The organism is Cellulomonas sp. GbtcB1, assembly GCF_019091725.1.
Classification (GTDB): domain Bacteria; phylum Actinomycetota; class Actinomycetes; order Actinomycetales; family Cellulomonadaceae; genus Cellulomonas.
Window position 1 is genome coordinate 72,263 of sequence record NZ_JAGXJG010000009.1, and the last position, 23,356, is coordinate 95,618.

Sequence of the window (23,356 nt, forward strand, 5' to 3'; positions counted from 1 at the left end):
CCCGACCGAGGAGAGGTGTGAACGTGACGTCGACGCACGAGACGGTCGTGGCCGGCGTCGGCGTGCGAGCGGCACCCGACTGGGGCCGCGTCCTCGAGACGCTCCGCAGGGGCGTCGACGAGCTGGTGAGCCGAGCCGTCGGGATCGAGCTGTCGTGGAGCACCACCGTGGTGGTCCGCGGCGACGACCTGGAGTCCGGCCGGGCGCACCTGACGACGGACGGCCTGAACTGGGAACGCGTCGCCGCCCGATTCGCCGCCGGCGACCCCGAGTCGGTGACGCTGACGGCGCAGTCGACCGTGATGCGCGAGGCCTATCTCGCGGACCCGGACCCCGAGCGGTACGACCCCCGCATGTACGTCGCCGAGGTCCGGGCCACCTTCCCCTCGCGGATCCCGGGTGGTGCCGAACCGTCCGGTGGGCTGCGGGTGCGCACGACGATGTCGAGGTGGGCGCTGTACGGCGGGGGAGACCGGCTCGACTGGCTGGCCGGTCCGCTGCGCGGGTGGTTGGCGTTCGCCGCCGAGACGATCGGCGCGGACACGGGGTACGTGGCGGCCGAGGACAGCAGCCCGACGGACGACCGTAGCCGGATCGAGCGCGAACGCGACTTGCTGGCGGCCCACCGCGACTTCTCGCGCTGGCTCTGGGGCGTCGGCTGGGGCACCCTCCTCGGTCCCGGGCATGTGGCGGCGATCGGCGGGCCTGGGTCGCTGGAGACCGTGCGGGGCACCGTCTACCAGGTTCCCGGTGGTCGGTGGTGGATCGAGCTCGGGCCTGATCCCGGCGCGGTGCGGGAGGAGCAGGCCACTGCACTGCTGGCGGCCCTCGAACCGGCACTCAGGGATGCGGACGATCGCACCGCGGACGGCGCGTAGAGCCTCCGCCGCTCGAGCGTTCGCGGCCCGTCACCCCCGACGGACGCCCCGCCGTGCGAGCTCGGGCCGACCATGAACCTCACGCGCGCCCTGGCCCGCTCACCCCACCCCACCCGCCAACCGCGCCACGTGCAGCGCCAGATACACCTCCTCCTCCCCACCCACCTCCCACCCGAACCGCCCCCGCAGCAGCCCGGCGATGGCCACCGCCGAGTCGAGAGCCCGCGGATGCTCCCCCCGCACCGCCTCCCGCAGCGCCACCCCCGAACCCCGGCCGGGCACCGCCTCCCCCCGCGCCTGCCGCACGAACAGGTACCGCAGGTGCGTCACGAACCGCGCCACCTCCAGCGACTCCTCGTCCAGCACGCACCCGTGCAGCGCCCGCACGATCCCGAGCGCCGCCGCGAACGACTCGGTCATCTCGAAGGTCCGCGCCATCTCCCCGCCGTCCCCGCCCCCGAGCTGCGCGTTCACGAAGTGCAGCGCCAACGGCACCGCCTCCAGGTCGGGCGGCCGGACCCCGGTCGAAGACGCCACCATCGCGAGGCACCGCCGCGCGAACGCCACCTCCCGCGGGTACAGGTGCAGCACCTCCCACTGCAGCGGGTACGCGATCTCCGTCCCCGCGCGCGCTCTGCGCAGTGCGTACGAGAGGTGGTCCGCGAGCGGCATCAGCACGTGCGCGGTGATGTGCGGCCCGAGCTCGACCCGCGCCTCGTCGACGATCCGCTGCGCCAGGTCGAGGTCCGACGGGGGGATGTCCTCGAGCAGCGCCGCGATGTGCTCGGGCGTGGTCGACCCGCCGGCGACGAACGTGCGCTCGACGTCGTCCTCCCGGACGGCGTCGCCGGGCCGGGCCTGGAACCCGAGGCCTCGGCCCATCAGCACGACCTCCGCTCCGGCGCCGTCGTGGGCGAGCAGGACGTTGTTGTTGAAGACCCGCACCACGCGCATGCGTTCCCCTCGACGCGGTCCGTTCCCGGGAAGCCCGGGTGGCGGGTCACCATCGCCACCCGGGCCGTCGGCTCGTCGGCTCATCCGATCCGCAGCAGCGCGTCGGCCTCGCTGACCGAGCCGTGGCCGGCCGCCGTCACGGCGACCCCGTCCGGCGACTGCGTGACCACGACGACCGTGCTGGGGTCGTAGCCGGCAGCCACGACGGCGGCGAGGTCGAACTCGCCCAGCAGCTCACCGGCGACCACCTGCGACCCGGGCGTGACCGCCGGGGCGAACCCCTCACCCGCCATCCGGACGGTGTCGAGGCCGACGTGCACGAGCACCTCGACACCGTCGACGGTCCGCAGCCCGTACGCGTGCGGGAGGACGGTGAGCACCTCGCCGTCGACCGGTGCGACCACGCGTCCCGACGTCGGCACCACGGCGGCGCCCGCCCCGAGCGCGCCGGACGAGAACACCGCGTCCGGCACCGCGTCGAGCGCGATCGCCCGCCCGGCGACCGGTGCCAGCACGACCCGCGTCCGGAGCGCGGTCGCGACCCCGCGACCGGTGCCGGCCGCGTCCGACGGCTTCGGGGACTCGGCGGAGGGCGGGTTCGGGATGTCGGTGAACCCGAGCGTCATCGTCAGCGCGAACGCGATGACGATCGCCAGCCCCGTGCCGATCAGCTGCATCGTGAAGTTGCCGATGCCCATCGTCGCGGTCACCGTGATCGCGCCCGGCAGGATGAAGCCCTCGGCCGCGGACCCGCCCGCCGCGGCGATCGAGCCGCCGACGGCGCCGCCGATGCACGCGTAGATGAACGGCTTCTTCAGCCGGAGCGTGACGCCGTAGATCGCGGGCTCGGTGATGCCGGCGAGGAACGCCGAGATCGTCGCGGGTCCGGCCACGCCCTTGAGGTCGCGGTTGCGCGTCTTGATCAGCACGGCGGCCGCGGCACCGGCCTGGGCGAGGACGGCGGGGAACAGGGGTCCGGTCAGCAGCGAGTACCCCTGCGTGACCATGTCCTGCAGCATCACCGGCGTCAGGCCCCAGTGGACGCCGAAGATGACGAACACCTGCCACAGCGCACCCATGAGCGCGCCGCCGACCGCCGGGCTCAGGTCCCACATCGTGTTGATGCCGCTCGACAGCCCGCGGCCGACGATGTCGGACACCGGTCCGATCGCGAGGAACGTGACCGGGACGATGACGGCCAGCGTGATCATCGGGGTGACGAAGTTCCGCAGCGCGTCGGGCACGAACCGGGCGAGCAGCCGCTCCAGGTGGGACTGGGCGTAGACCGCGAGGATCGTCGGGATCACCGCGGACAGGTAGCTGATCATGACGACCGGGATGCCGAGGAACGTGAGCTCGCCGCCACCCGCCGCGAAGGCGTCGAGCGTCACCTCGGCGCCGTCCGCGCCGGGGATCACCGGGAGCGTCGCCGAGTAGATGAGCGCGCAGGCGATCGCCACCGACGTGTAGAGGTTCGCCTTGAACCGCTTGGCCGCGGTCATCGCGAGCAGGATCGGCAGGAACTGGAAGATCGCGTCGGCCGCGGTGAACCAGATCGCGTAGGTGGAGGACTCGCCCCACTCGGGGGAGATCCGCGCGCCGACGGCGAGGAACGCCTTGATCAGGCCCGTCCCGGCGAGCACCCAGAGGAACGGCGTGAAGATGCTCGTCACGAGGTCGATGGCCCGCGCGAGGAACCCGCCGGACGAGGCCGCCTCCGTCGCGACGCCGCTGGCGGCGACGGCCTCGAACACGCTGTTGACCGTGTTGCCGATGACCACCTGGAACTGCCCGCCGGCCTCGACGACGGTGATGACGCCGCGGGTCGCCTCGACCGCGGCCTTGTCGGCGCGCTCGCGGTCTCTGAGGCGGAACCTCAGCCGGGTGGCGCAGTGCGTCACGGAGACGACGTTCTCGACTCCGCCGACGGCGCGCAGGACGTCGTCCGCGATCGTCTGGTACTTGCTGGCCGTTGCCACGATTCCTCCTCGAACCGGTCGCAGCGCGCAACGTCGGGGCGATTTCGGGCACGAAAAAACCCGAGCCGGTGGCAGGCGGGAAGAATGCTCCGGTCAGCCTCGGCTCGGGTTTTGCCTGTCGCCAGTAACAACCCCGGACCTGCACGAGCCGCCGTCGAGCGGCGACTGCGGCGAACCTAGCAGCGCCGCTTGAGCGCCTGTCAACACCGGGTGTCCACAGACTGATGAGTAGCGCCGGCGGCAGGGCGAAGAGGGGCTTGACGGCCCCTCGGGGCGACGGTAGGAATGGCGACGTCGACCAGGATTGTGACTGACCAGATCAGGCAAGACCTGCCGCGTCCGAGGCCTTCTGCGCCCGGTTCGCGCAGGTCTTTTTTCATGCCCCGGGACGGTCCGTCCGCGACGTCAGCCGCGCCCCCTTCCCCCATCGCAGAGAGGCGCCACCGTGACCACCACCGACACCCACTTCCCGCCCGGGTTCCTCTGGGGCGGGGCCACCGCCGCCAACCAGTGCGAGGGCGCGTACGACGAGGGCGGCAAGGGCCTGTCCATCCAGGACGTCATGCCCCGCGGCATCATGGGTCCGCCGACCGACGAGCCGACCCCGGACAACCTCAAGCTGCAGGGCATCGACTTCTACCACCGGTACGCCGAGGACATCGCGCTGCTGGCGGAGATGGGCTTCCGGACGTTCCGGTTCTCGATCGCGTGGGCGCGGATCTTCCCGAACGGTGACGAGACCGAGCCGAACGAGGAGGGGCTGGCGTTCTACGACCGGGTGCTCGACGAGTGCGAGAAGCACGGCATGGAGCCGCTGGTCACCATCTCCCACTACGAGACCCCGCTGGCGCTCGCGCGGACGTACGACGGCTGGGTCAGCCGGGAGATGATCGGCCACTTCGCGACGTACGCGCGGACGCTGTTCGAGCGGTACGGGTCGCGCGTGACGTACTGGCTGACGTTCAACGAGATCAACGCCGTGCTGCACGCCCCGCTGCTGAGCGGCGCGATCCTCACGCCGAAGGACGAGCTGTCGCCGGCCGACCTCTACCAGGCGATCCACCACGAGCTCGTGGCCAGCGCGCTCGCCACGAAGATCGCCCGCGAGGTCGCCCCGGACGCGCAGGTCGGCTGCATGCTCATCGCGGTGCCGGCGTACCCGCTGACGCCGTCGCCGGCCGACGCGCTCGCCGTGATGCGGACGCAGCACCAGACGCTGGCGTTCGGCGACGTGCACTGCCGGGGCGAGTACCCCGGGTACCTCCTGCGGCACCTCCGTGAGCTCGGCGTCGAGCTCGACATCACCGACGACGACCGCGAGACGCTGAAGCACACGGTCGACTTCGTGTCGTTCTCCTACTACTCGAGCATCTGCGAGACGGCCGATCCCGGGGCGCTCGAAGGGCAGAGCAACATGATGGGCGGCGTGCCGAACCCGACGCTGGTGGCCAGCGAGTGGGGCTGGCAGATCGACCCCGTCGGCCTCCGCATCGTGATGAACCAGTTCTGGGACCGGTGGCGCAAGCCGCTGTTCATCGTCGAGAACGGGCTCGGGGCCGTCGACGAGCTGGTCGAGGTGGACGGGGTGCGGACCGTGGTCGACGACTACCGGATCGCGTACCTCAACGAGCACCTCGTGCAGGTGGAGGAGGCGCTGCGCGACGGGGTCGACGTGCTCGGCTACACGACGTGGGGCTGCATCGACCTGGTGTCGGCGGGGACGGCGCAGATGAGCAAGCGGTACGGGTTCGTCTACGTCGACCGGCACGACGACGGGTCGGGGACGCTGGAGCGGTACCGGAAGAAGTCGTTCGACTGGTACGCCGAGGTGATCCGGACGAACGGGGGGAGCCTGGAGCGGTAGCGCGCCGGGGGCTGTGCGGGGGAGCGGGCCACTTCGTGCGAGGAGGGTCCGCTCCTCGGCGTCAGCCTTCGAGTGCGCTTCGGACCTCGCGATCGAAGTCGGCGACGGTCATCCCGGGAGTCAGCTCGATCTCAGCGGTGAGGCCGGAGTCGAACGCCACGATCCGAGGACCGTTCGCCGGCATGAGCGTGCGCAGCCAGACGGCGACGTCGGCGTTCTGCTCCGGCGTCCCGTCCAGGTCGATGGACGACAGGGCGTGCGTGGCGGTGACGGAGAAGCCCGGCCCCTCCGCGACCACGTCCAGGCGCAGCGCGATCTTGCGCGGGTCCTCGTCCACCACACGAACGCCGTCCGGCCAGCGCACCTGTGCTGCCTCGAGCAGCGCGTCGGCGGTCAGCGGCAGCGGGAGTGCGTCGTCCTCGCACCCGATGATCAGGTCCTGGAGCACGGCTCTCCTCATAGGTTCTCGGGTTGGTAGTACACCTCGACGTCGACCCAGGCTCCGACGATCGAGAGCGCCATCGGCCGAATGTCGGTGTTCCGGCTACGGTCTCGCAACCACGCGAGGAGAGCACTGGACGTGCGCTGTGAGGGCGGCGGTGTGATGTGTCGGCGTGTTCGCGTATCCCATCAAGCGCGATCAGGTCGTGCTCCGTTTGGCCTCTGACGTCGCCGTTGCGCGGTTAGGCTGCGACGCGACATCAGCTGCAGGGGGTTGTCATGACACAGTGGTTCGGCGTCGATACAGACGTTCTTCATCAAGCGGCGAACGCGTGCAGGTCGATCATGGACGACGTCACCGACATCGCCGGCGAACCGCTTCTGGCCGGACGGGGCGAGTACGGTTCTGTCGCTGCGATCACCGCCGCAGACGACTTCGCCTCCCGTTACTCCTACGCCGTCGGTGTCATGGCGAAGGTCGTAGGAGCGCATGGAGACGACCTGGACGCGAGCTCCTCCAGCTACGCCGAGGTCGATGGGCACGCCGTATGCGTGTTCCGGCCCGAGTCGTGAGCAACGCGACGCTCCTCGGCATCGCTTATGCGTCGAGCGGTGCCGATCTGATCCCAGGAAGCCCCGCGGCGTTGTTCGCGGACGCGGACGCGCTGGTCGCGCGGGCAGAGGCGCTCGAGCAAAACGCCGGCCGATTGCGGTCGGTGAGCACCGGCCACTGGGCGGGAGACGCGGCGGACGCGTTCGACGAGGCCCGGGACTCCACTCGGAAGCAGCTGCTGAACATCGCCGATGCCTATTCCAGCGCGGCGGCGGCACTTCGCGCGCACGGGGAGATGCTCACCTGGGGCCAAGGAGTGGCGGACGGACTCGTGGAGTCGTGGCAGCGAGCCGACGCGCTCGGCGACCCGGGAACGGGCCGCAAGAGAAGCATCGACCTCGCGCTCTCCGAGGTGCGCGCCCAGGTCGCAACGAGCGGTGACCAGCTCGCGCGAGCTCTGCGATCTCTGAACGAGCTTGTTCCCCCTGCACCGACGTTCTGGTCGGAACTGGTGGGTGGTGCAGCCGACGCCTTCGGTGATCTCTGGTCGCTGGTCGAGCAGCAAAACGCTGTCCGGAAGATCGTCGACCCGCAGGGCTGGATGAACGACACCGCAGCGATGGTGGTGGGGTTCAAGCAGTCGCTCAACGACCCGAAGCAGCTCGCGAAGGACAGCGTCGACTGGGACACCTGGGCCAACAGCCCACCGCGAGCTGTCGGACACATGGCGCCCGACGGTTTGACGAACATCCTCACGGGTGGCGTCGGCGGGATCCTCGGCAAGGCAGCCACCACGGCTGCTCGCAAAGGCACGGACATCGCCGAGGACGGCGCGGCGTGGGCCGCCCGCCGCGCGTCGCTCGGCGAGTCCGCGACCACGAACTACCGGAAGACGTTCTTCGAGGCCTACCCCGATCTTCAGGGCCAGGTTGTCGTGCACCACGCCGTCGAGCAGAGCGTTCTCCGCCGGTATCCAGGAGTCGTCACCGAGTCGCAGATGCACTCGCTGGAGAACCTGCGGGGTATCCCCAACGATGCGAACCCTCGTGTGCACCTGAGCGAGATCCGACGTCTGTGGAACAGGTTCTACGAGGACTTCCCGAGCGGGGGTGCGGCGCCAACAACGGACGATCTTCTCGACTACGCCACTAGCATCGACCTGCAGGTCGGGCAGCGATTCCTACCTCCCGTGGAGTGATATGTCCTCGTACGAGCTGGAGCCGGAAGTCGCCGGCAACCTGGGCCCTGGCACCGAGTGGGGGCCCGGACGTGGGGAGATCACGCGTCTGGACTACGAGTTCGACGACTGGCTCGGTGACGACCTCGTGACGTCGACCCCGGTGACCCTGGCAACCGCGCGCGTGCGCGACGCGGTGCTCGCCGCCGGTCTCACCGGCGTGGAGTTCGCTCCGCTGATCGTGAGCAGGTCGGACATGTTCGACGAGCTCAACGGCGGCGACCTGCCCGAGTGGGTCTGGCTGCGACCTGTCGGCCGTCTCGGGAGCGACGACGCGTGGGCGGGCAACCGAGGCCGCCTGACGGTGAGCGAACGCATGCTCGCGGTGCTGCAGCAATTCACCCTGGAGCACTGCATCGTCACGCCGGTCTAGCGGGTCGTCCTCCAGGCCGACTCACGACGACGGCGACGGGTCACGGCGCACGATTCGGCAGTGGCTCAGGGGGAACCGCTGCAGCACGGCGAGCATCCGCCCGCTGACGGTGAGGATCTGACCGTCGCCGATCCACGCGTCGTCGCGAGCCGGCGCTCCGACGACCTGCATCCACGCCCACTCGGGCAGGCCGCCGCGGTGCACCTCGTCGAACTGGTCGCTGCGGGAGACCGTCACCGGGGCGAACCGGATTCCGGTGATCTCCGCGTCCACCAGTGCCTCTCGGACGCGCGTGGTGACCAGGTGCACGCTGATGGACTCGACGAGCTCGTCACCCAGCCAACCGTCGAACTCGTACTCCAGCCGCGTGACGACGTTCGGGGTCACCGAGGTTTCGATCACGGTCGTGTGCCCGAAACCGCCGGCGACCTCGGGTTCGAGCTCGTAGCAGGTCAACTTCGCTCCCGGGTCGTCGGACGGAACGCCAGCAGGCTATCGACCGCGGTCGTCGGCCCGCGCCGCGGCCGCTCCGGCAGCGTGGGTCTCCAAGGGTCCCGGCGACGCGGGAAGCGGCAGCGGACGTTCCGACGTCCTCGGTCAGAGCACGAACACGTGCGACGACACCGTGGCCTCGAGCGCGACGGCAACCGCGAGGTCACGCGCGTCGCCGCCGGGTTCCAGACGGAACCGCAGACGCGGCCGCAGGGTCACGACGGGCGAGCCGTCGCGCCGGAACACCACGCCGCGCCGGCCCGTGGCCGCCATCGTCCACTCCGTGCTCGGCCGGGCGTCGGGGGCGGTCCGGGCCGCCCCGGCGCGCGACCGCGGCGGCTCCTCCCCGCCGCCGACGCGAGCGCTGACGACCTTGCCCGCCCGCGTGAGGCTGCGAGGCAGGTCGAGCAGCGGTCGGCGCAGGGCGGGCTGGTCCACGACGCCCCGCTCCGTCCCAACCGTGAGGGCGAAGCCGTGCCACGGGAACGCCTCGAACCCGGTGCTCGACTGCGGGGCGCTCGTGCGCTCACGGCCGACCACGTCGAGGACCGTGACTGTCGGGACGCCGTCACCCCAGGTGACGGTGCCGCGGTCCCGGAGCGACCACGCGGCGAACACGTCGCCGAAGGCCGACGGGACCCGCAGGTGCGCGGGGGTGCCGAGCGGGCCGGTCGGGCTATCGCTGGCGCGGATCTCCTGCCCGACGAACTCGGTCACAGCCCCGGGGTCGCCTGCATCGGGCGCGCGTCGGCGACGAGCATGTCCCACGAGGGGTGTCCGTCCGGGTGACACATGACTCCTCCGCTCTGCCGCCGTCAGCGATGGTGCCAGACTGCCGCGCATGACACGACGACCCGCCACGGCCGTTTCCGCCCGCGCGTCGTCCCTGGTCACGGCAGCCCCCTGCGCTCTCGCTCTGCCGGCAAGGCGCTGAGGGCATGGGGATGTGGGGCCGCCTGCGCCCGCGGAGCCCACGGCAGCCGGAACTGCCGCCGCTGCCGGAGACCGTCACGAACCCCGCGCTCGAGTCGCTGATGGCGCGCGGCGCGCAGGGCGAGCCCGTCGACCTCGCGGGTGCGCTGCTCGAGGCCACGCTCGTCATGCCCACGAGCGGGCCCGTCGTCGTGGATCTTCAGGACTTCGCCCCGTTGCTCTACGCGCGCGACCAGGTGCAGATGGTCGCGGTGTTCACGTCGCTGGACCGGGCACGGTCCGCGACCGACCTGGTGACGGGCGCCCTGGCGGTTCCCGGGCGCGGGCTGCTCCCGCTGGTGCCGGAGGCTTCGGCCTCGGGGTGAACCCGGGTCAGGAGCCCGGGTTCGAGCTGTCGCCGGAGCGCGTACGGACAGCATCGAGGCCGACTACGAGAACCCGCCCCCGATGGAGCCCGCGCCGGAGGCGTGGCGGGAGGACCTGCGCCGGTTCCCGCGGGATCCGGAGCACGTGCCCGACTGGCTCCGTGCGCGTGCGGCGCCGCCGACGCACCGGGTGTCCGGCGGTGCTCGGTGAGGTCGTAGCCCCCCCGCGACGCCGCGGATCGGGCGGCCGCCGCGACCGGGCCCGGCGGCTCCGCTCATGCTCCGGCCGCTGCGTCCACGGTCTACGCATGCTCAGAACGTCGTTCGACTTCGCCGAGCTACGCCGCGTACCCCGGGCTCAGTACACGACCCGCCCCGACGCGTCCTTGACCCCGGACTTCCGCCAGAAGTAGCTCCGCACCTGGTCCCGCCACTCCACGGCCGACGCCCGCTGCACCTCCAGCCGCTCCCGCACCCGCGCGTCGAACGCGGCCGGCACCGCCCCACCCACAAGGTCCGCCAACGAGTCCCACGAAGCCTCGACCGCGTCGAGCCCCTCGACCGCCTCGGAGCGCGAGTCGTAGATGTGCTGGATCACCGTCTTCCCCGACCGGAGCACGTGCGCGTACGGCACGTGGTGGAAGAACAGCAGCAGCTCGTCCGGGCAGGTTTCGACCGACTCGTACGTCTCCCGCCACGGCGACGGGAACTGCCCCGCGAACCCGGTCCCGGTCGCGACGGTGCGGTCGACGCCGATCCCGTCGCGGTCGGCGAAGTGGTACGTCCCCCAGCGCGAGTACTCGTACCCGTCGACGGACGGCCCGCCGTGGGTGCCCGGGTCGACCATGAACCCGACGCCCAGCGGCGCGGTGTACGCCTCGTACCGCGCCCATGAGCCGTCCATGACCTCGTGCAGCACCGATCGGATCCGCGCCAGGTCGTCGGCACCGGCCGAGGCGAACGTCAGCGCGATCCACTCGTCCAGCACGTCCTCGGCCGTGAGCGTCGAGTCCCACGCCAGTCGCCCGAACGCGTACAGGTTCGCCTGGGCCAGCGGGTGCCCGGTCCAGAACGCGTCGTCCCCGACGTTCGACACTGCGGCGACCCCACCCGCGGGCGACGACGCCCCCGATCCGCCGACGATCGACGCCACCGCCCGCGCACCGTCCAGCGGGAACCGCAGGTACTCCCGCCAGGCAGGCGCGAGGTAGCAGACGTGCCGCTGCTGCCCGGTGTACTCCTGCGTGACCTGGAGCTCGATCGCCAGCCGGGTGCGCGGCATCGCCGCCAGCACGGGGGAGAGCGGCTCGCGGACCTGGAAGTCCATCGGCCCGTGCTTGACCTGCAGCACGACGTTGTCCGCGAACGTGCCGTCGAGCGGCGCGAAGTGGTCGTACGACGCCCGCGCGCGGTCGGTGGTGCGGTCCCGCCAGTCCTGGTGGTGGTTGTAGACGAACGCCCGCCACAGAACGGTGCCGCCGTGCGGGCGGAGGGCCGCGGCGAGCATGTTCGCGCCGTCGGCGTGGCTGCGGCCGTACGCGAACGGCCCGGGCTGGCCCTCGGAGTCGGCCTTGATGAGGAAGCCGCCGAAGTCCGGGACCGCCGCGTAGACGCGGTCCGCGGTCGACGCCCACCACGCGGCCACCCCGGGGTCCAGGGGGTCCGACGTCGCCAGGCCGCCCAGCCGCTGCGGCGACCCGAACGACACCGACAGGAAGATCCGGATCCCGAACGCCCGGAAGACGTCGGCGATGCGGGCGACGTCCGGCAGGCCGTCGGTCAGCAACCGGGCCTCGTGGGCGTGCACGTTGACGTTGTTGATGCCGACCGCCTCGACGCCGGTCGCGGCGAGCAGCCGGGCGTAGTCGCGGACCGGGCTGAGGTCCGCGCGGACCTCGCCGTCGGCGTAGAAGATCGAGCCTCCGGCGTAGCCGCGCTCGATCTGGCCCATCACCGGGTGCACGGTCATGTTGTCCCAGTGGTCGAGCATGCGGAGCGGCTGCTCGGGTGCGCTCGTCGTCGCCCCTGGCATCGCGTCGCGGCCGAGCATCCGCCCCACCGCCTCCTCGCGAGCCAGCGCGTACAGCCCGCGCAGGGTGGCCGGTCCGTCGGCGCCGAGCAGCACCGTGCGGTCGCCGGTCCGGACGATCGCGTGGCCCCCGGCGGGGACCTGGGGCAGGGCGTCGAGGCCGATCGACGACGGCGACGCGACCGCCTCGACCGGCGCGACGACCAGCCGCGCCTCGGCGGCGGCCGTGCCTGAGGCGGTGGCCGACAGCTCCGAGCGGACCGTGTCGAGGCACGGCCCGGCGCCGAGGACGGCGGACGGCTGCGCGCGCAGCGGGGCCAGGGCCGCGTCGGGCAGCCAGGCGGGGTGGACGGTGACGGCGACGGCGTTGTCGGGGGTCATGGCTCCGGTGGGGGTCGAGCGATCAGGACGGTCCCCGCGCCGGTGCGGCGACCAGCGGCGGGACGAGGAGGGTGGCGAGCGTGGGCTCCCACAGCGGTGCGGTGTGCCAGCGGGCGGAGAGCGCGCCGTCGGGGGCGCGGGTGACCAGCAGCCGGTGCGGGGACGCGGTCGCGACGAGGTGGGCGCGCACGGTCCCGTCGGGCAGCCGCTCGGCGCGCGCCGCGACGGGGACGACGCCGTCCGGGACGGGGTCGCTCGGGGCGCCCGACGCGACGTCGCCGGGGCGGAGCGCGAGGGACCCGCGGCTCCACGCGTCCGGGCGCAGGTCGACGACGCCGCCGGGCTGGCCGTCGCTGGCCGGGATCGTCAGCCGCCACGCGGCGGGCCCGGCGTCGGGACCGGCGTCGTCCAGCGTCCACCCCGCGACGTCGAGCGCGGGGGCGTCCGACGCGACGTACCGGTCGCGCGCCGCCCACGAGTCGCGCTCCGCGACGCCGCCGAGCAGCGCCGCGGCCGACGAGACCGCCCCGCCCGACGCGTCGCGCGCACCCGCACCCGCGGCCTCGGCCGGCCCCGACGCAGCCGCCGCCACCAGCCCCCACAGCACGTCGAGCACCCGCTGCGTGTCCATCGCCGACCCCTGGTACGCCACGACGACCCCGGACTCCGGCACGACGAGCGTGAACTGCCCGTACGCGCCGTCCATCCGGTACCCGTGCCGGCTGCGCCAGACCCCGTACCCGTACCCGAGCGCCCAGTCGTCGTGGGCGGTGTCGGGCTCGGGGCCCTGGTGGTCCTCGACGAACGTGTCGGCCGTCGGCACGAACGTCGTCGCCATCGCCTCGACCACGTCCGCGGGCAGCACCCGCGTCCCGTCCGGCGCGACGCCCCCGGCCGCCAGCGCCATCCCGAGCCGGGCCTGGTCGTCGACGGTGAGGTGCAGCCCCGAGAAGCCCTGCTCGACGCCGGCGAGCGGGCGCCACCACCGGGGCCCGATGCGGAGCGGGTCGAGCAGCCGCGGCCGCAGGTACCCGGTCGGCTGCTCCCCGGCGACGGCGTGCACGACGCGGCCGAGGGTGCAGGTCGCGGGGGAGGAGTACGCGAACCGCGTCCCGACGGGGAACTCCGGCGGCGTCGTCAGCAGGACGGCCGGGTCCGCCGGCATCACGGACGTCTGCTCGCGGCTGTGCCCTGTGGACATGGTGAGCAGGTGCCGCAGCGTGAACCCGTGCGGGTTCGGCAGGTCGAGGTGCCGGTCGACCGGGTCGGACAGCGCCAGCCGCCCCTCTGACTCGAGCAGCAGCACGGCCAGCGCGGTGACCGACTTGGAGACCGAGTACACGAGCCCGGCGTGCTCCGCGTCGTACGGCGCCCACGTCGCGCGCGCCAGGACGGTCCCGTGCCGGGCGACGACGAGCGCGTGCGGGTCGAGCTCGTCCAGCGCGTCGAGCGCCTCGCCGAACCCGATCACGACCGACCCCCCGCAGCAGGCGCCGCGGTCGACGCCCGGATCACCAGCTCCGTCACCAGCTCCACCCGCGTCGACGGCGGCTGCCCGCCCGCGGCGAGCGTCAGCAGCATCCGGGTCGCCATGGACGCCATCTCCCGCAGCGGCTGGTGCACGGTGGTCAGCCCGGGGTCGATCCACTGGCTGATCGGCAGGTCGTCGTACCCGACGACGGACAGGTCCTCCGGGACGCGCAGGCCGAGCTCGCGGGCGGCGCGCAGGACGCCGAGCGCCTGGTAGTCCGACCCGGCGAACACGGCGGTGGGCCGGTCGGGGCGGTCGAGCAGGTCGAGCCCGTGCCGGTAGCCGCTCTCGGCGTCGAACGCGCCCCACCGGATCAGCGCGGGGTCCCACGGCACGCCGACCTCGTCGTGCGCGCTGCGGAAGCCGTCGACCCGGGCGCGGGAGCACAGCATGTCGTCCGGCCCGGAGATCGCGGCGATCCGGCGGTGCCCGAGCGCGAGCAGGTGCCGGGTGCCGGACAGGCCGCCGTTCCAGTTGTTGGAGCCGACGGTGGGCACGCCGGCGGGCGGCTCGCCCTGGGTGTCGACGACGGCGAACGGGATGTTCCGCGACTCGAGCTGGTGCCGCTGCTTGGCGTCGAGCCCGGACAGCACGAGCAGCACGCCGAGCGGCCGGCGGGCCATGACGTCGTCGATCCACTCCTGCGGCGGGCGGTGCGAGCCGCCGAGCTCGGACAGCACGACGCCGACCCGCTCGGGGCCGCAGACCTGCTCGACGCCCTTGATGATCTCCTGCGCCCACAGGTTGTCGGCGGCGTGGAACACGAGGTCGAGCAGCCGGACGCCGTGGCCGGAGCCGCGTGTGGCGACGGGTTTGCGGTAGTCGTGCCGCTCGAGCGCCGCCTCGACGCGGGCGCGGGTCGCCTCCGAGACGTCGGTGCGGCCGTTCAGCACCTTCGACACGGTCGGGATCGACACGCCCACCTCGCTCGCGATGTCGGCGATCGTCGTGCGGCCTCTCGGCATGGTTCCCCTTCGAAACTGTCGCTGTCGAGCAGCTGGCCCCGACTGTAGCGCACGGACCGCACCCATCGGCAGGAACAGGGGTGTGGTTGACGGACATCGCCCGACGCCCCTACGGTGCGGGTGAAACGGTATCGGTCGGCGAAGCGCAACTTTCGAAACGCGAGCCCGACCGAACCCACGACGAAGTGGATGCCACATGAGCGACGCACCGCCTCCAGCCCGACGCCACCCGCGCCGGCCGGTCGTGGTCCCTGGCGCGGTGAGCGCATGACCGTCCAGGGCCCCGAGATCACCACGCCGGCACCCGTGCCCGCGGGGCCGGCCGGCCCGGCCGCGGAGATCACCCCGGCCGCCGACCCCGACGCCCGCGCCCGCCGCGGCCGCACCAGCCGCCGGACGCGCCGCGGCCGGATGGACGGCAAGATCCCCTGGCGCACGGCGCTGCGCAAGGACTGGCAGCTCTACTCGCTGGCCGTGCTGCCGCTGATCTTCTTCGCGGTGTTCCGGTACACGCCGATGCTCGGCAACGTCATCGCGTTCCGGAAGTTCCGCGCCGGCGGCAACATCTTCGGCGAGGAGTGGGTGGGCTTCCGCTACGTCGAGATGTTCCTGTCCGACCCGACGTTCTGGATGGTCTTCCGGAACACGCTCGTCATCGGGGCGCTCACGCTGCTGTTCTGCTTCCCGCTGCCGATCGTGCTGGCGCTGCTGCTGAACGAGCTGCGCTCGCGGGTGTTCAAGCGGTTCGTGCAGTCGGTGTCCTACCTGCCGCACTTCCTGTCGATCGTGATCATCGCCGGCATGCTGTTCCAGCTGCTCTCGCTGGAGGGCACGGTGAACCAGGTCGTCACGGCGCTGGGCGGGGACGCGGTGCCGTTCCTGCAACGCCCCGAGTGGTTCCGCGCGGTGTACGTGTCGAGCGAGGTCTGGCAGACCGTCGGCTGGGGCACGATCCTCTACCTCGCGGCGCTGACCACGGTCGACGAGAGCCTCTACGAAGCGGCGCGGATCGACGGCGCGAACCGTATGAAGCAGACCTGGCACATCACGCTGCCGGGCATCCGGCCGACGATGGTCACGCTGCTCATCCTCAACATCGGCACCTTCATGGCGGTCGGGTTCGAGAAGGTCCTGCTGCTCTACAACCCGCTGACCTATCCCACGGCCGACGTCATCTCGACGTACCTGTACCGGGTCGGCCTGGTGTCCAACAACTTCTCGTACGCGGCGGCCATCGGGCTGTTCGAGTCGATCATCGGCCTGACGCTGATCCTCTCCGCGAACGCGATCTCGAAGCGAGCGGTGGGAGCGAGCCTGTGGTGACGACCGTCGAGACCTCCGCGGGCCCGCTGCCCGCGCGCACCGGCAGCCTGCTGCGGGAGACCCGCGGGTACAAGGTGTTCCGGGCGTTCAACGTGGTGGCGCTGCTCGGCGTCGTCGCCGTGACGCTCTACCCGTTCCTCATGATCATCGCGCGGTCGTTCAGCTCGGACACCGCGATCCGGTCGGGCCAGGTGAACATCTGGCCGGTCGGGTTCAACCTCACGACGTACCAGCTCGTGATGAACGACGCGATGTTCTGGACCAACTACAAGAACACCGTGATCTACACCGTCGTCGCGACGGCCATCGCCCTGGTGCTCACCACCTGCTACGCCTACGTCATCTCGAAGCACCACCTGCGCGGGCGCTCGGTGCTCATCGGCATCGCGGTGTTCACGATGTTCTTCAACGGCGGCCTGATCCCGAACTACGTGCTCATCACGAGTCTCGGGCTGAAGAACTCGCTGTGGGCGATCGTGCTGCCGAACGCCATCAGCGTGTTCAACCTGCTGGTGATGAAGGCGTTCTTCGAGAACCTCCCGCTGGAGCTCGAGGAGGCCGCGCAGATCGACGGCCTCGGCACCTACCGGATCCTGTGGAAGATCGTCATCCCGCTGTCCAAGGCGGTGATCGCGACGATGCTGCTGTTCTACGCGGTCAGCTTCTGGAACTCCTGGTTCGCGGCCTTCCTCTACATGGACAAGTCCGAGCTGTTCCCGGTCACGGTCTACCTGCGGAACCTCATCGCCGGGTCGTCGACCGCGCAGTCCACGGGCGCCGCGGCCGCCGACGTCGCGCAGGTCTCCGCGAACATCCAGTCCGTGACGATGGTGCTCACCGTCCTCCCGATCCTCTGCGTCTACCCGTTCGTCCAGAGGTACTTCGTCTCGGGGGTGATGCTCGGCTCCGTCAAGGGCTGACCCCCGCTCTTCCCCCTCCCGCGACCAACGACGATGTTCGTCACGAAAGGAATGCCATGTCCCAGCGCACGCGGGCGCGCGGCCTCGCCGCCGCAGCCGCCCTCGCCCTGGCCCTGACCGCCTGCTCCGGCGGCTCCGACGGCGACGAGGAGACCTCGGGCCTCGACAACCGCACGGGGGCGATGGAGGACTACGCCGCCGGCGACCAGTTCACCGCGACGGAGCCGCTCACCTTCTCGATGCTGTTCTCCGACCACCCGAACTACCCGTCGCAGGACGACTGGCTGCTGTGGTCGGAGATCACCGACCGCACGAACGTCACGCTCGACCCGACGCTCGTGCCGATGTCCGACTACGAGCAGAAGCGCAGCCTGCTGATCGGCGCCGGCGACGCGCCGTCGATCATCGCGAAGACCTACCCGGGCCAGGAGGACGCGTTCGTGTCCTCGGGCGCGATCCTCGCGGTGTCCGACTACGTCGACCTGATGCCGAACTACCAGCAGAAGGTCGCCGACTGGGGCCTCGAGGACAACATCGACCAGCTCCGGCAGGCCGACGGCAAGTACTACGTGCTGCCCGGCCTGCACGAGGCGCCGTGGCAGGACTACACGATCGCGATGCGCACGGACGTGCTCGCCGACCTCGGCCTCGACGCCCCGACCTCCTGGGACGAGTTCCGCACCACCCTGGAGGCGATCAAGGAGGCCCGCCCGGGCGAGTACCCGTTCTCCGACCGGTTCTCCGAGACCTACCCGGGCGGCAACCTGCTCAACATGGCGGCGCTCGGCTTCGGCACCTCCGCCGGATGGGGCTACAACAACGCGACCTGGGACGGCGACGCCGAGGAGTTCGTCGCCACCGCCGCGATGCCCGAGTACAAGGAGATGGTCGAGTACTTCCACGACCTCGTCGCCGACGGCCTGATGGACCCCGAGAGCTTCACCCAGGACGACGACAGCGCGATCCAGAAGTTCGTCACCGGGAAGTCGGTGGCGATCGGCACCAACGCGCAGAGCGTCGTCAACGAGTACGAGCCCGGGCTCGCGACCAACGACCCCGACGCGACCGTCGCGAAGATCCCGTTCCCGTGCGGCCCGGTCGGCTGCGTGCTGAACCCGGTCACCCAGACCGAGAACGGCATCATGATCAACGCCGACGCGGCGGACTCGCCGAACTTCGTCGCGATGATGCAGTTCATCGACTGGCTGTTCTACTCGGACGAGGGCCAGGAGTTCACCAAGTGGGGCGTCGAGGGGACGACCTTCGAGAAGGCCGCCGACGGCACCCGCACCCTCGCCGCGGACGTCGACTACGTGGGCCTCAACCCGTCGGGCACGAAGCACCTGCAGAAGGACTTCGGGTTCGCGGGCGGCAACTTCGCCTACGGCGGCGCCACCGAGCTGCTGTGGTCGACGTTCTCCGACGCCGAGGTCGCGTTCCAGGAGTCGATCGCCGACTACGACATGATCGACCTCGCCCCGCCGGCCCCGCTCGACGAGGCCGAGAACGAGCAGCTGACGCTGATCGACACCACGCTCCGGGACGCGGTCTCGCAGGGCACGATCCAGTTCATCCTCGGCCAGCGCGACCTGTCCGAGTGGGACGCGTTCGTCGCCGACCTGGAGGGCAAGGGCGCGACGCAGTACGTCGACGTCGTCAACGGCGCGCGCGACCGCTACGTGGCCGACAACGGCTGAGCCCTCGCCGTCGTCCCGGGCGCCACTGCCCTCGCGCCCGGGACGGCGGCGAGCTTCGTCCCCACCCCCGACCGGAGAGCCACCATGACCAGCACCGGCGCACCCGCCGCCGTCGTCGTCCCGTCCGAGCCCGTCGGCACCCTGCCGCCCGCCTGGCGCGCCTGCGTCGGCACCGGCCGCACCCGCGAGGTGCTGCACGCCGACTACCGCGACTCGCTCGCGGTGGTGCAGGACGAGATCGGGTTCGGGGCCACCCGGGCGCACGGCATCCTGCACGACGACATGGGGCTGGTGCAGCCCTGGTCGCACGAGGGCCGGTCGGGGACCCGGTACGGGTTCGCCTACCTCGACCTGGTGGTGGACACCTGGCTGGACGCGGGCATGGCGCCGTTCCTCGAGCTCGGGTTCATGCCGGCCGCGCTGGCGTCCGGCGACCAGACGCAGTTCTGGTGGCGCGGCAACGTGACGCCGCCGCGGGACCACGACGCGTGGGCCGACTTGGTGCGCGCGCTGCTGCGGCACCTGGTCGACCGGTACGGGATCGAGACCGTCCGCACCTGGCCCGTCGAGGTGTGGAACGAGCCGAACCTGCCGTTCTTCTGGCAGGGCGCCGACGAGGCCGCCTACCACCGGCTGTACGACGCGACCGCGCGCGCCGTGAAGGACGTCGACGCCGATATCCCCGTCGGCGGGCCCGCGGTGTCGCCCGGCGCCGACGACTGGCTGCCGCGGTTCGCCGAGCACGTGGCCGACACCGGGGTGCCGTGCGACTTCGTCAGCAAGCACGCGTACACCTCGGGGCCGGCGCAGCACGTGCCGTTCGGGACCTACCAGACGCTGCGGCCGCCGCAGGACCTCCTCGACCAGTTCGCCACGCCGCGGTCGCTGCTGGCCGGGACCGCGCTGGCCGGGCTGCCGGTGCACATCACGGAGTTCTCCTCGTCGTACCGGCCGGACAACCCGATCCACGACACCGCGTACCAGGCCGCCTACCTCGCGCCGGTGCTCGCCGGCGGCGGCGACCTGGTCGACTCGTTCTCCTACTGGACGCTCTGCGACGTGTTCGAGGAGGTCGGCATCCCGACCGCGCCGCTGCACGGCGGGTTCGGCCTGCTCGGGCACCGCCAGCTGCGCAAGCCGGTGTTCCACCTGTACGCCTTCCTGGCCCGGCTCGGGTCTGCGGTGCTGGCCCGGGGGGCCGACCACCTCGTGACGCGGCACCCCGACGGGCGCGTGACGGCGCTGCTCTGGCAGCCGCTCGACGGCGCCGCCCCCGCCGAGGCGGGGCACCGGGTCCGGCTCGACCTGCCCGGCGCCGGCCCCGCGGTCGTCACCGAGCGGCACGTCGACGCCGAGCGGGGGAACGTGCGCACCGCCTGGCAGGCGATGGGCAGCCCGCTCGCGCCGGACCACCGGGCGCTCGCGGACCTGCACGACGCGTCGGTGCCGGCGCTGGCCGTGCGCCGGGTGTCGGCGTCCGCCGGGCGGTGGGTGGTCGACGTGGCGCTCGGGCGGCACGGGATCGCGCTGGTCGAGGTGGCCGGGGCGCCGGACCAGGCGCCGGCGTGGACGGACGACGCGCGGTTGCTGGGGGCTGCTGCGTCGCCGGGTGGGGCCGACGGCGCCGGGGGTGCGCGGTGAGCGCCGCCCGGGTCTGGACCGACGACGAGGTCGGGCGCGGCCCGCTGTCCCGCGGGGCCGCCGCCCTTTACCGGGTGCTCGTCCTCGAGGCGCTGCTCATCCTGACCACCCTGCCGACCGCCGTGCTCGTCGTGCTGCTCGACCGGTCCGCCGCCAACCTGCCGCTGTTCGCCGCCGCGCTGCTGCCCGTCGGGCCCGCGGTGGTCGCCGGGCTCGCCGCCGCGCGCGCCTGGGAGGTCGACCCGGACCTGTCGCCCGCGCGCGGGTTCTGGCGGGCGTACCGGCGCGACGCCCTCGGCACCCTCGCCTGGTGGGCGCCGCTGCTGGCCGTCCTCGCCGTGCTGGCGGTGAACGCCGCGCACGCCGAGGTCGTGCCCGGGGGCGCCGCGCTGCGCCCGGCGGGCCTGGTGCTCGCGGCGCTGCTCGTCGTCGTCGGCGGGCACCTGGCCGTGCTGCAGGCGCGGTTCGCGTTCCGGCTGCGGGACGCCGTGCGGATCGCGCTCGCCGAGATGGTGCCGCAGTGGCGGTTCAGCCTCGGCGTGCTGTGCCTGCTCCTGGTCGGCGCCGCGGTCACCGTGCTGGCGTTCGACGTGGTCACCGTGCTGCTCGCCTGGGCCGGCGTGCTGCTGCTGCACGCCATGGCCCGCCCGCTCGTCGCCGACGTCACCGAGAGGTTCACCGTCCATGTCTGACGCCACGCCGCTGCGCACCCCCGCGCCCGCACCGACCCCGGCGCGGCTGCCGCGCACCCCGTCGATCGCCTACGGCGGCGACTACAACCCCGAGCAGTGGGGCAAGGACGTCTGGGACGCCGACTACGCCGCGTTCGACGCCGCCCGGATCACCACCGTGACCCTCGGGGTGTTCAGCTGGTCGCTGACCCAGCCCGCCGAGGACACCTTCGACTTCACCGTGCTCGACGAGATCGTGCAGCGCGCCGCCGACGAGGGCCGCCAGGTCTGCCTCGCGACCGGCACCGGCGCGCTGTCGCCGTGGATCGCCCGGGCGTACCCGGAGGTGACGCGCGTCGACTTCGAGGGGCGCAAGCACCGGTACGGCCAGCGGCACAACGCGTGCTGGTCGTCCCCGGCGTTCCGGCGCCTCGCCGCGGGCATCGCGGGCCGGGTCGCCGAGCGGTACGCCGACCACCCCGCCGTCATCGCCTGGCACGTCGGCAACGAGTACGGCGGCGACGGCGGGGCCTGCTACTGCGACCTGTGTGCCGCCGAGTTCCGGCTCTGGCTGCGCGCCCGGTACGGCACGCTCGACGCGCTGAACGAGGCGTGGAACGCGACGTTCTGGTCGCACCGGTTCACCGACTGGGACGAGATCGAGCCGCCCAGCGCGCTCACCGAGCACTGGAAGGGTCGCGGGTACACGGCGTTCCAGGGCATCACGCTCGACTACTACCGGTTCAGCACCGACAACGCGATCCGCCAGTTCACCGAGGAGAAGGCCGCCATCCGCGCGCACTCGGACCTGCCGGTGACCACCAACTTCATGGGCTTCTTCCAGCCGCTCGACTACCACCGCTGGGCCCCGCACCTCGACTTCGCGTCCTGGGACAACTACCCGCCGCGCAGCGACGAGCCCTGGCGCACCGCGCTGACCCACGACCTGATGCGCGGGCTCAAGGACGGCGCGCCGTTCTGGCTGATGGAGCAGACCCCGACGGTCACCGCGTCCCGGGACGTCAACCCGGTCCGCCGGCCGGGGATCATGCGGCTGTGGTCCTGGCAGGCCGTCGCGCACGGGGCCGACTCGGTGCTGTTCTTCCAGATGCGGGCGTCCCGCGGTGCGTGCGAGATGACCCACGGGGCCGTCCTCGACCACTCCGGCCGGCTCGACACCCGGGCGTTCCGGGAGGTGGCGGGGCTGGGGGAGGAGCTCTCGCGGCTCGGTGATGTGCTGCTCGGTGCGCGGACGCCGGCGCGGACGGCGCTGCTGGTCGACTGGGACTCGTGGTGGGCGGTCGAGATGGCCGACGGGCCGAACCGGCTCGTGGAGTACCTGCCGACGCTGCTGGAGTGGGGTCGGGCGTTCTGGGACGCGGGCGCGCAGGTGGACGTCGTCCCGGTGACCGCCGACCTGTCGGGGTACGACGTGGTGGCGGCGCCGCTGCTGCACATGGTCAAGGGCGACCTGGCGTCGCGGCTCGCGGAGGTCGCCGCGCGCGGCGGGACCGTGCTGACCGGGTACCTGTCCGGGCGGGTCGACGAGGACGACCGGCGGTTCCTCGCCGACGTCCCCGGGCCGCTGGCGGGGCTCGCGGGGGTGCGGGTCGCGGAGACGGACGCGGCGGAGCCGGGGGTGGTGAACCCGGTGGCGTTCGTCGGGGCGGGGGCGCCGACCGTCGACGGGTCGATGGTCTTCGAGGTCCTCGTCCCCGAGGGCGCCGAGGTCATGGCCCGGTACGGCGCCGACTTCTACGCGGGCGAGCCGGCGGTGACCCGGAACCGGGTGCCGGTGCTGGGCGCTGCGGCCGGCGGCGCCGAGGGCCACGTCTGGTACCTCGGCACCGAGCTCGCCCAGGAGGGCCTGGCCCACGTCGTCCGAGCGGCGCTGGCCCGGCACGACCTGCTCGGCCCGTACGCCGACGTCCCGGGCCTGGAGCTCGCGACCCGCATCACGACGACCGGCGATCGCGTCGACCTGCTCCTGCACCACGGCACCGAGCCGGTGACGATCGAGGCGCACGCCGACGGCACAGACCTCCTGACGGACCGCAGGTGGACGGCGGGCGAGCGCGTGACGCTCGCCCCGGCGGCCGTGGTCGTCCTCCGCCGGAGCTGACGCCCGC

Annotated in this window: 20 protein-coding genes; 12 read left to right on the forward strand and 8 right to left on the reverse strand. The window is 72.3% G+C overall.

What is annotated here, in order from left to right; genetic code table 11:
* The first annotated feature begins 23 nt into the window (after positions 1-23).
* Positions 24-878: a hypothetical protein gene (locus tag KVT14_RS05295; protein WP_217614713.1), complete on the forward strand. Its 855-nt coding sequence runs from the start codon at positions 24-26 to the stop codon at positions 876-878.
* 99 nt (positions 879-977) lie between these two features.
* On the opposite strand, the gene KVT14_RS05300 is transcribed toward KVT14_RS05295, so the two are convergent.
* Together KVT14_RS05300 and KVT14_RS05305 are read right to left on the reverse strand one after the other, a co-directional pair.
* Positions 978-1,832 carry a CAT RNA binding domain-containing protein gene (locus KVT14_RS05300; RefSeq protein WP_217614714.1) on the reverse strand — a complete coding sequence of 285 codons (855 nt, stop codon included), beginning with the start codon at positions 1,830-1,832 and terminating at the stop codon, positions 978-980.
* 80 nt (positions 1,833-1,912) lie between these two features.
* Positions 1,913-3,811 (reverse strand): beta-glucoside-specific PTS transporter subunit IIABC, encoded by a 1,899-nt coding sequence (locus KVT14_RS05305; RefSeq protein ID WP_217614715.1) that lies wholly within the window; start codon positions 3,809-3,811, stop codon positions 1,913-1,915.
* A gap of 445 nt (positions 3,812-4,256) precedes the next feature.
* Between KVT14_RS05305 and KVT14_RS05310 the strand changes: the two genes are divergently transcribed.
* Positions 4,257-5,675, forward strand: a complete 1,419-nt coding sequence (locus tag KVT14_RS05310) for a glycoside hydrolase family 1 protein (RefSeq protein WP_217614716.1) — start codon at positions 4,257-4,259, stop codon at positions 5,673-5,675.
* Positions 5,676-5,736: 61 nt separating this feature from the next.
* On the opposite strand, the gene KVT14_RS05315 is transcribed toward KVT14_RS05310, so the two are convergent.
* Complete coding sequence (locus KVT14_RS05315) at positions 5,737-6,123, reverse strand: hypothetical protein (RefSeq protein ID WP_217614717.1); 387 nt, start codon at positions 6,121-6,123, stop codon at positions 5,737-5,739.
* A gap of 272 nt (positions 6,124-6,395) precedes the next feature.
* Here KVT14_RS05315 and KVT14_RS05320 point away from each other — a divergent pair, with 272 nt between their 5' ends.
* Genes KVT14_RS05320 through KVT14_RS05330 form a run of 3 tightly spaced genes read left to right on the forward strand, consistent with a single transcriptional unit; the run spans position 6,396 to position 8,279 of the window.
* Positions 6,396-6,689: a hypothetical protein gene (locus KVT14_RS05320; RefSeq protein ID WP_217614718.1), complete on the forward strand. Its 294-nt coding sequence runs from the start codon at positions 6,396-6,398 to the stop codon at positions 6,687-6,689.
* Positions 6,686-7,867, forward strand: a complete 1,182-nt coding sequence (locus KVT14_RS05325) for a putative T7SS-secreted protein (protein WP_217614719.1) — start codon at positions 6,686-6,688, stop codon at positions 7,865-7,867. The genes KVT14_RS05320 and KVT14_RS05325 overlap by 4 nt, the downstream gene beginning before the upstream one ends.
* Before the next feature lies 1 nt (position 7,868).
* Complete coding sequence (locus KVT14_RS05330) at positions 7,869-8,279, forward strand: hypothetical protein (RefSeq protein WP_217614720.1); 411 nt, start codon at positions 7,869-7,871, stop codon at positions 8,277-8,279.
* A gap of 21 nt (positions 8,280-8,300) precedes the next feature.
* On the opposite strand, the gene KVT14_RS05335 is transcribed toward KVT14_RS05330, so the two are convergent.
* Both KVT14_RS05335 and KVT14_RS05340 read right to left on the reverse strand, forming a co-directional pair.
* Positions 8,301-8,666, reverse strand: a complete 366-nt coding sequence (locus KVT14_RS05335) for a hypothetical protein (RefSeq protein ID WP_217614721.1) — start codon at positions 8,664-8,666, stop codon at positions 8,301-8,303.
* 210 nt (positions 8,667-8,876) lie between these two features.
* Entirely contained in the window at positions 8,877-9,488 is a 612-nt protein-coding gene (locus tag KVT14_RS05340; RefSeq protein WP_217614722.1) for a hypothetical protein, read from the reverse strand.
* 221 nt (positions 9,489-9,709) lie between these two features.
* On the opposite strand from KVT14_RS05340, the gene KVT14_RS05345 reads away from it, so the two are divergent.
* Positions 9,710-10,069, forward strand: a complete 360-nt coding sequence (locus KVT14_RS05345) for an SseB family protein (RefSeq protein WP_217614723.1) — start codon at positions 9,710-9,712, stop codon at positions 10,067-10,069.
* Positions 10,070-10,427: 358 nt separating this feature from the next.
* On the opposite strand, the gene KVT14_RS05350 is transcribed toward KVT14_RS05345, so the two are convergent.
* From KVT14_RS05350 to KVT14_RS05360, 3 genes are read right to left on the reverse strand one after another with little or no spacing between them, the layout of a single operon-like run.
* Positions 10,428-12,479: an alpha-glucuronidase gene (locus KVT14_RS05350; RefSeq protein WP_217614724.1), complete on the reverse strand. Its 2,052-nt coding sequence runs from the start codon at positions 12,477-12,479 to the stop codon at positions 10,428-10,430.
* 22 nt (positions 12,480-12,501) lie between these two features.
* On the reverse strand, positions 12,502-13,950 hold the full coding sequence (locus KVT14_RS05355) for a serine hydrolase (RefSeq protein WP_217614725.1): 1,449 nt from the start codon (positions 13,948-13,950) through the stop codon (positions 12,502-12,504).
* Entirely contained in the window at positions 13,947-14,975 is a 1,029-nt protein-coding gene (locus KVT14_RS05360; protein ID WP_217614726.1) for a LacI family DNA-binding transcriptional regulator, read from the reverse strand. The genes KVT14_RS05355 and KVT14_RS05360 overlap by 4 nt, the downstream gene beginning before the upstream one ends.
* 267 nt (positions 14,976-15,242) lie before the next feature.
* On the opposite strand from KVT14_RS05360, the gene KVT14_RS05365 reads away from it, so the two are divergent.
* The 6 genes from KVT14_RS05365 to KVT14_RS05390 all read left to right on the forward strand — a co-directional run bounded on the left by KVT14_RS05365 (position 15,243) and on the right by KVT14_RS05390 (position 23,349).
* Positions 15,243-16,298, forward strand: a complete 1,056-nt coding sequence (locus tag KVT14_RS05365; protein WP_217614727.1) for a sugar ABC transporter permease — start codon at positions 15,243-15,245, stop codon at positions 16,296-16,298.
* Positions 16,295-17,218 (forward strand): carbohydrate ABC transporter permease, encoded by a 924-nt coding sequence (locus KVT14_RS05370; RefSeq protein ID WP_262348154.1) that lies wholly within the window; start codon positions 16,295-16,297, stop codon positions 17,216-17,218. Before KVT14_RS05365 ends, KVT14_RS05370 begins: the two co-directional genes overlap by 4 nt.
* Before the next feature lie 56 nt (positions 17,219-17,274).
* The gene (locus KVT14_RS05375; protein ID WP_217614728.1) at positions 17,275-18,915 is read left to right on the forward strand and encodes an extracellular solute-binding protein; all 1,641 of its coding nucleotides are present in this window, start codon (positions 17,275-17,277) and stop codon (positions 18,913-18,915) included.
* 84 nt (positions 18,916-18,999) lie between these two features.
* Positions 19,000-20,556 carry a xylan 1,4-beta-xylosidase gene (locus KVT14_RS05380; RefSeq protein ID WP_217614729.1) on the forward strand — a complete coding sequence of 519 codons (1,557 nt, stop codon included), beginning with the start codon at positions 19,000-19,002 and terminating at the stop codon, positions 20,554-20,556.
* Complete coding sequence (locus tag KVT14_RS05385; protein WP_217614730.1) at positions 20,553-21,248, forward strand: DUF624 domain-containing protein; 696 nt, start codon at positions 20,553-20,555, stop codon at positions 21,246-21,248. The genes KVT14_RS05380 and KVT14_RS05385 overlap by 4 nt, the downstream gene beginning before the upstream one ends.
* The gene (locus KVT14_RS05390; RefSeq protein ID WP_217614731.1) at positions 21,241-23,349 is read left to right on the forward strand and encodes a beta-galactosidase; all 2,109 of its coding nucleotides are present in this window, start codon (positions 21,241-21,243) and stop codon (positions 23,347-23,349) included. Before KVT14_RS05385 ends, KVT14_RS05390 begins: the two co-directional genes overlap by 8 nt.
* The last annotated feature ends 7 nt before the right edge of the window (positions 23,350-23,356 follow it).

Bases quoted from the DNA above. Each gene is read 5' to 3' on its own strand.
- KVT14_RS05300 (WP_217614714.1), bottom strand. From the start codon at position 1,832: ATGCGCGTGGTGCGGGTCTTCAACAACAACGTCCTGCTCGCCCACGAC.
- KVT14_RS05320 (WP_217614718.1), top strand. From the start codon at position 6,396: ATGACACAGTGGTTCGGCGTCGATACAGACGTTCTTCATCAAGCGGCG.
- KVT14_RS05330 (WP_217614720.1), top strand. From the start codon at position 7,869: ATGTCCTCGTACGAGCTGGAGCCGGAAGTCGCCGGCAACCTGGGCCCT.
- KVT14_RS05345 (WP_217614723.1), top strand. From the start codon at position 9,710: ATGGGGATGTGGGGCCGCCTGCGCCCGCGGAGCCCACGGCAGCCGGAA.
- KVT14_RS05350 (WP_217614724.1), bottom strand. From the start codon at position 12,479: ATGACCCCCGACAACGCCGTCGCCGTCACCGTCCACCCCGCCTGGCTG.
- KVT14_RS05360 (WP_217614726.1), bottom strand. From the start codon at position 14,975: ATGCCGAGAGGCCGCACGACGATCGCCGACATCGCGAGCGAGGTGGGC.
- KVT14_RS05365 (WP_217614727.1), top strand. From the start codon at position 15,243: ATGACCGTCCAGGGCCCCGAGATCACCACGCCGGCACCCGTGCCCGCG.
- KVT14_RS05375 (WP_217614728.1), top strand. From the start codon at position 17,275: ATGTCCCAGCGCACGCGGGCGCGCGGCCTCGCCGCCGCAGCCGCCCTC.
- KVT14_RS05380 (WP_217614729.1), top strand. From the start codon at position 19,000: ATGACCAGCACCGGCGCACCCGCCGCCGTCGTCGTCCCGTCCGAGCCC.
- KVT14_RS05390 (WP_217614731.1), top strand. From the start codon at position 21,241: ATGTCTGACGCCACGCCGCTGCGCACCCCCGCGCCCGCACCGACCCCG.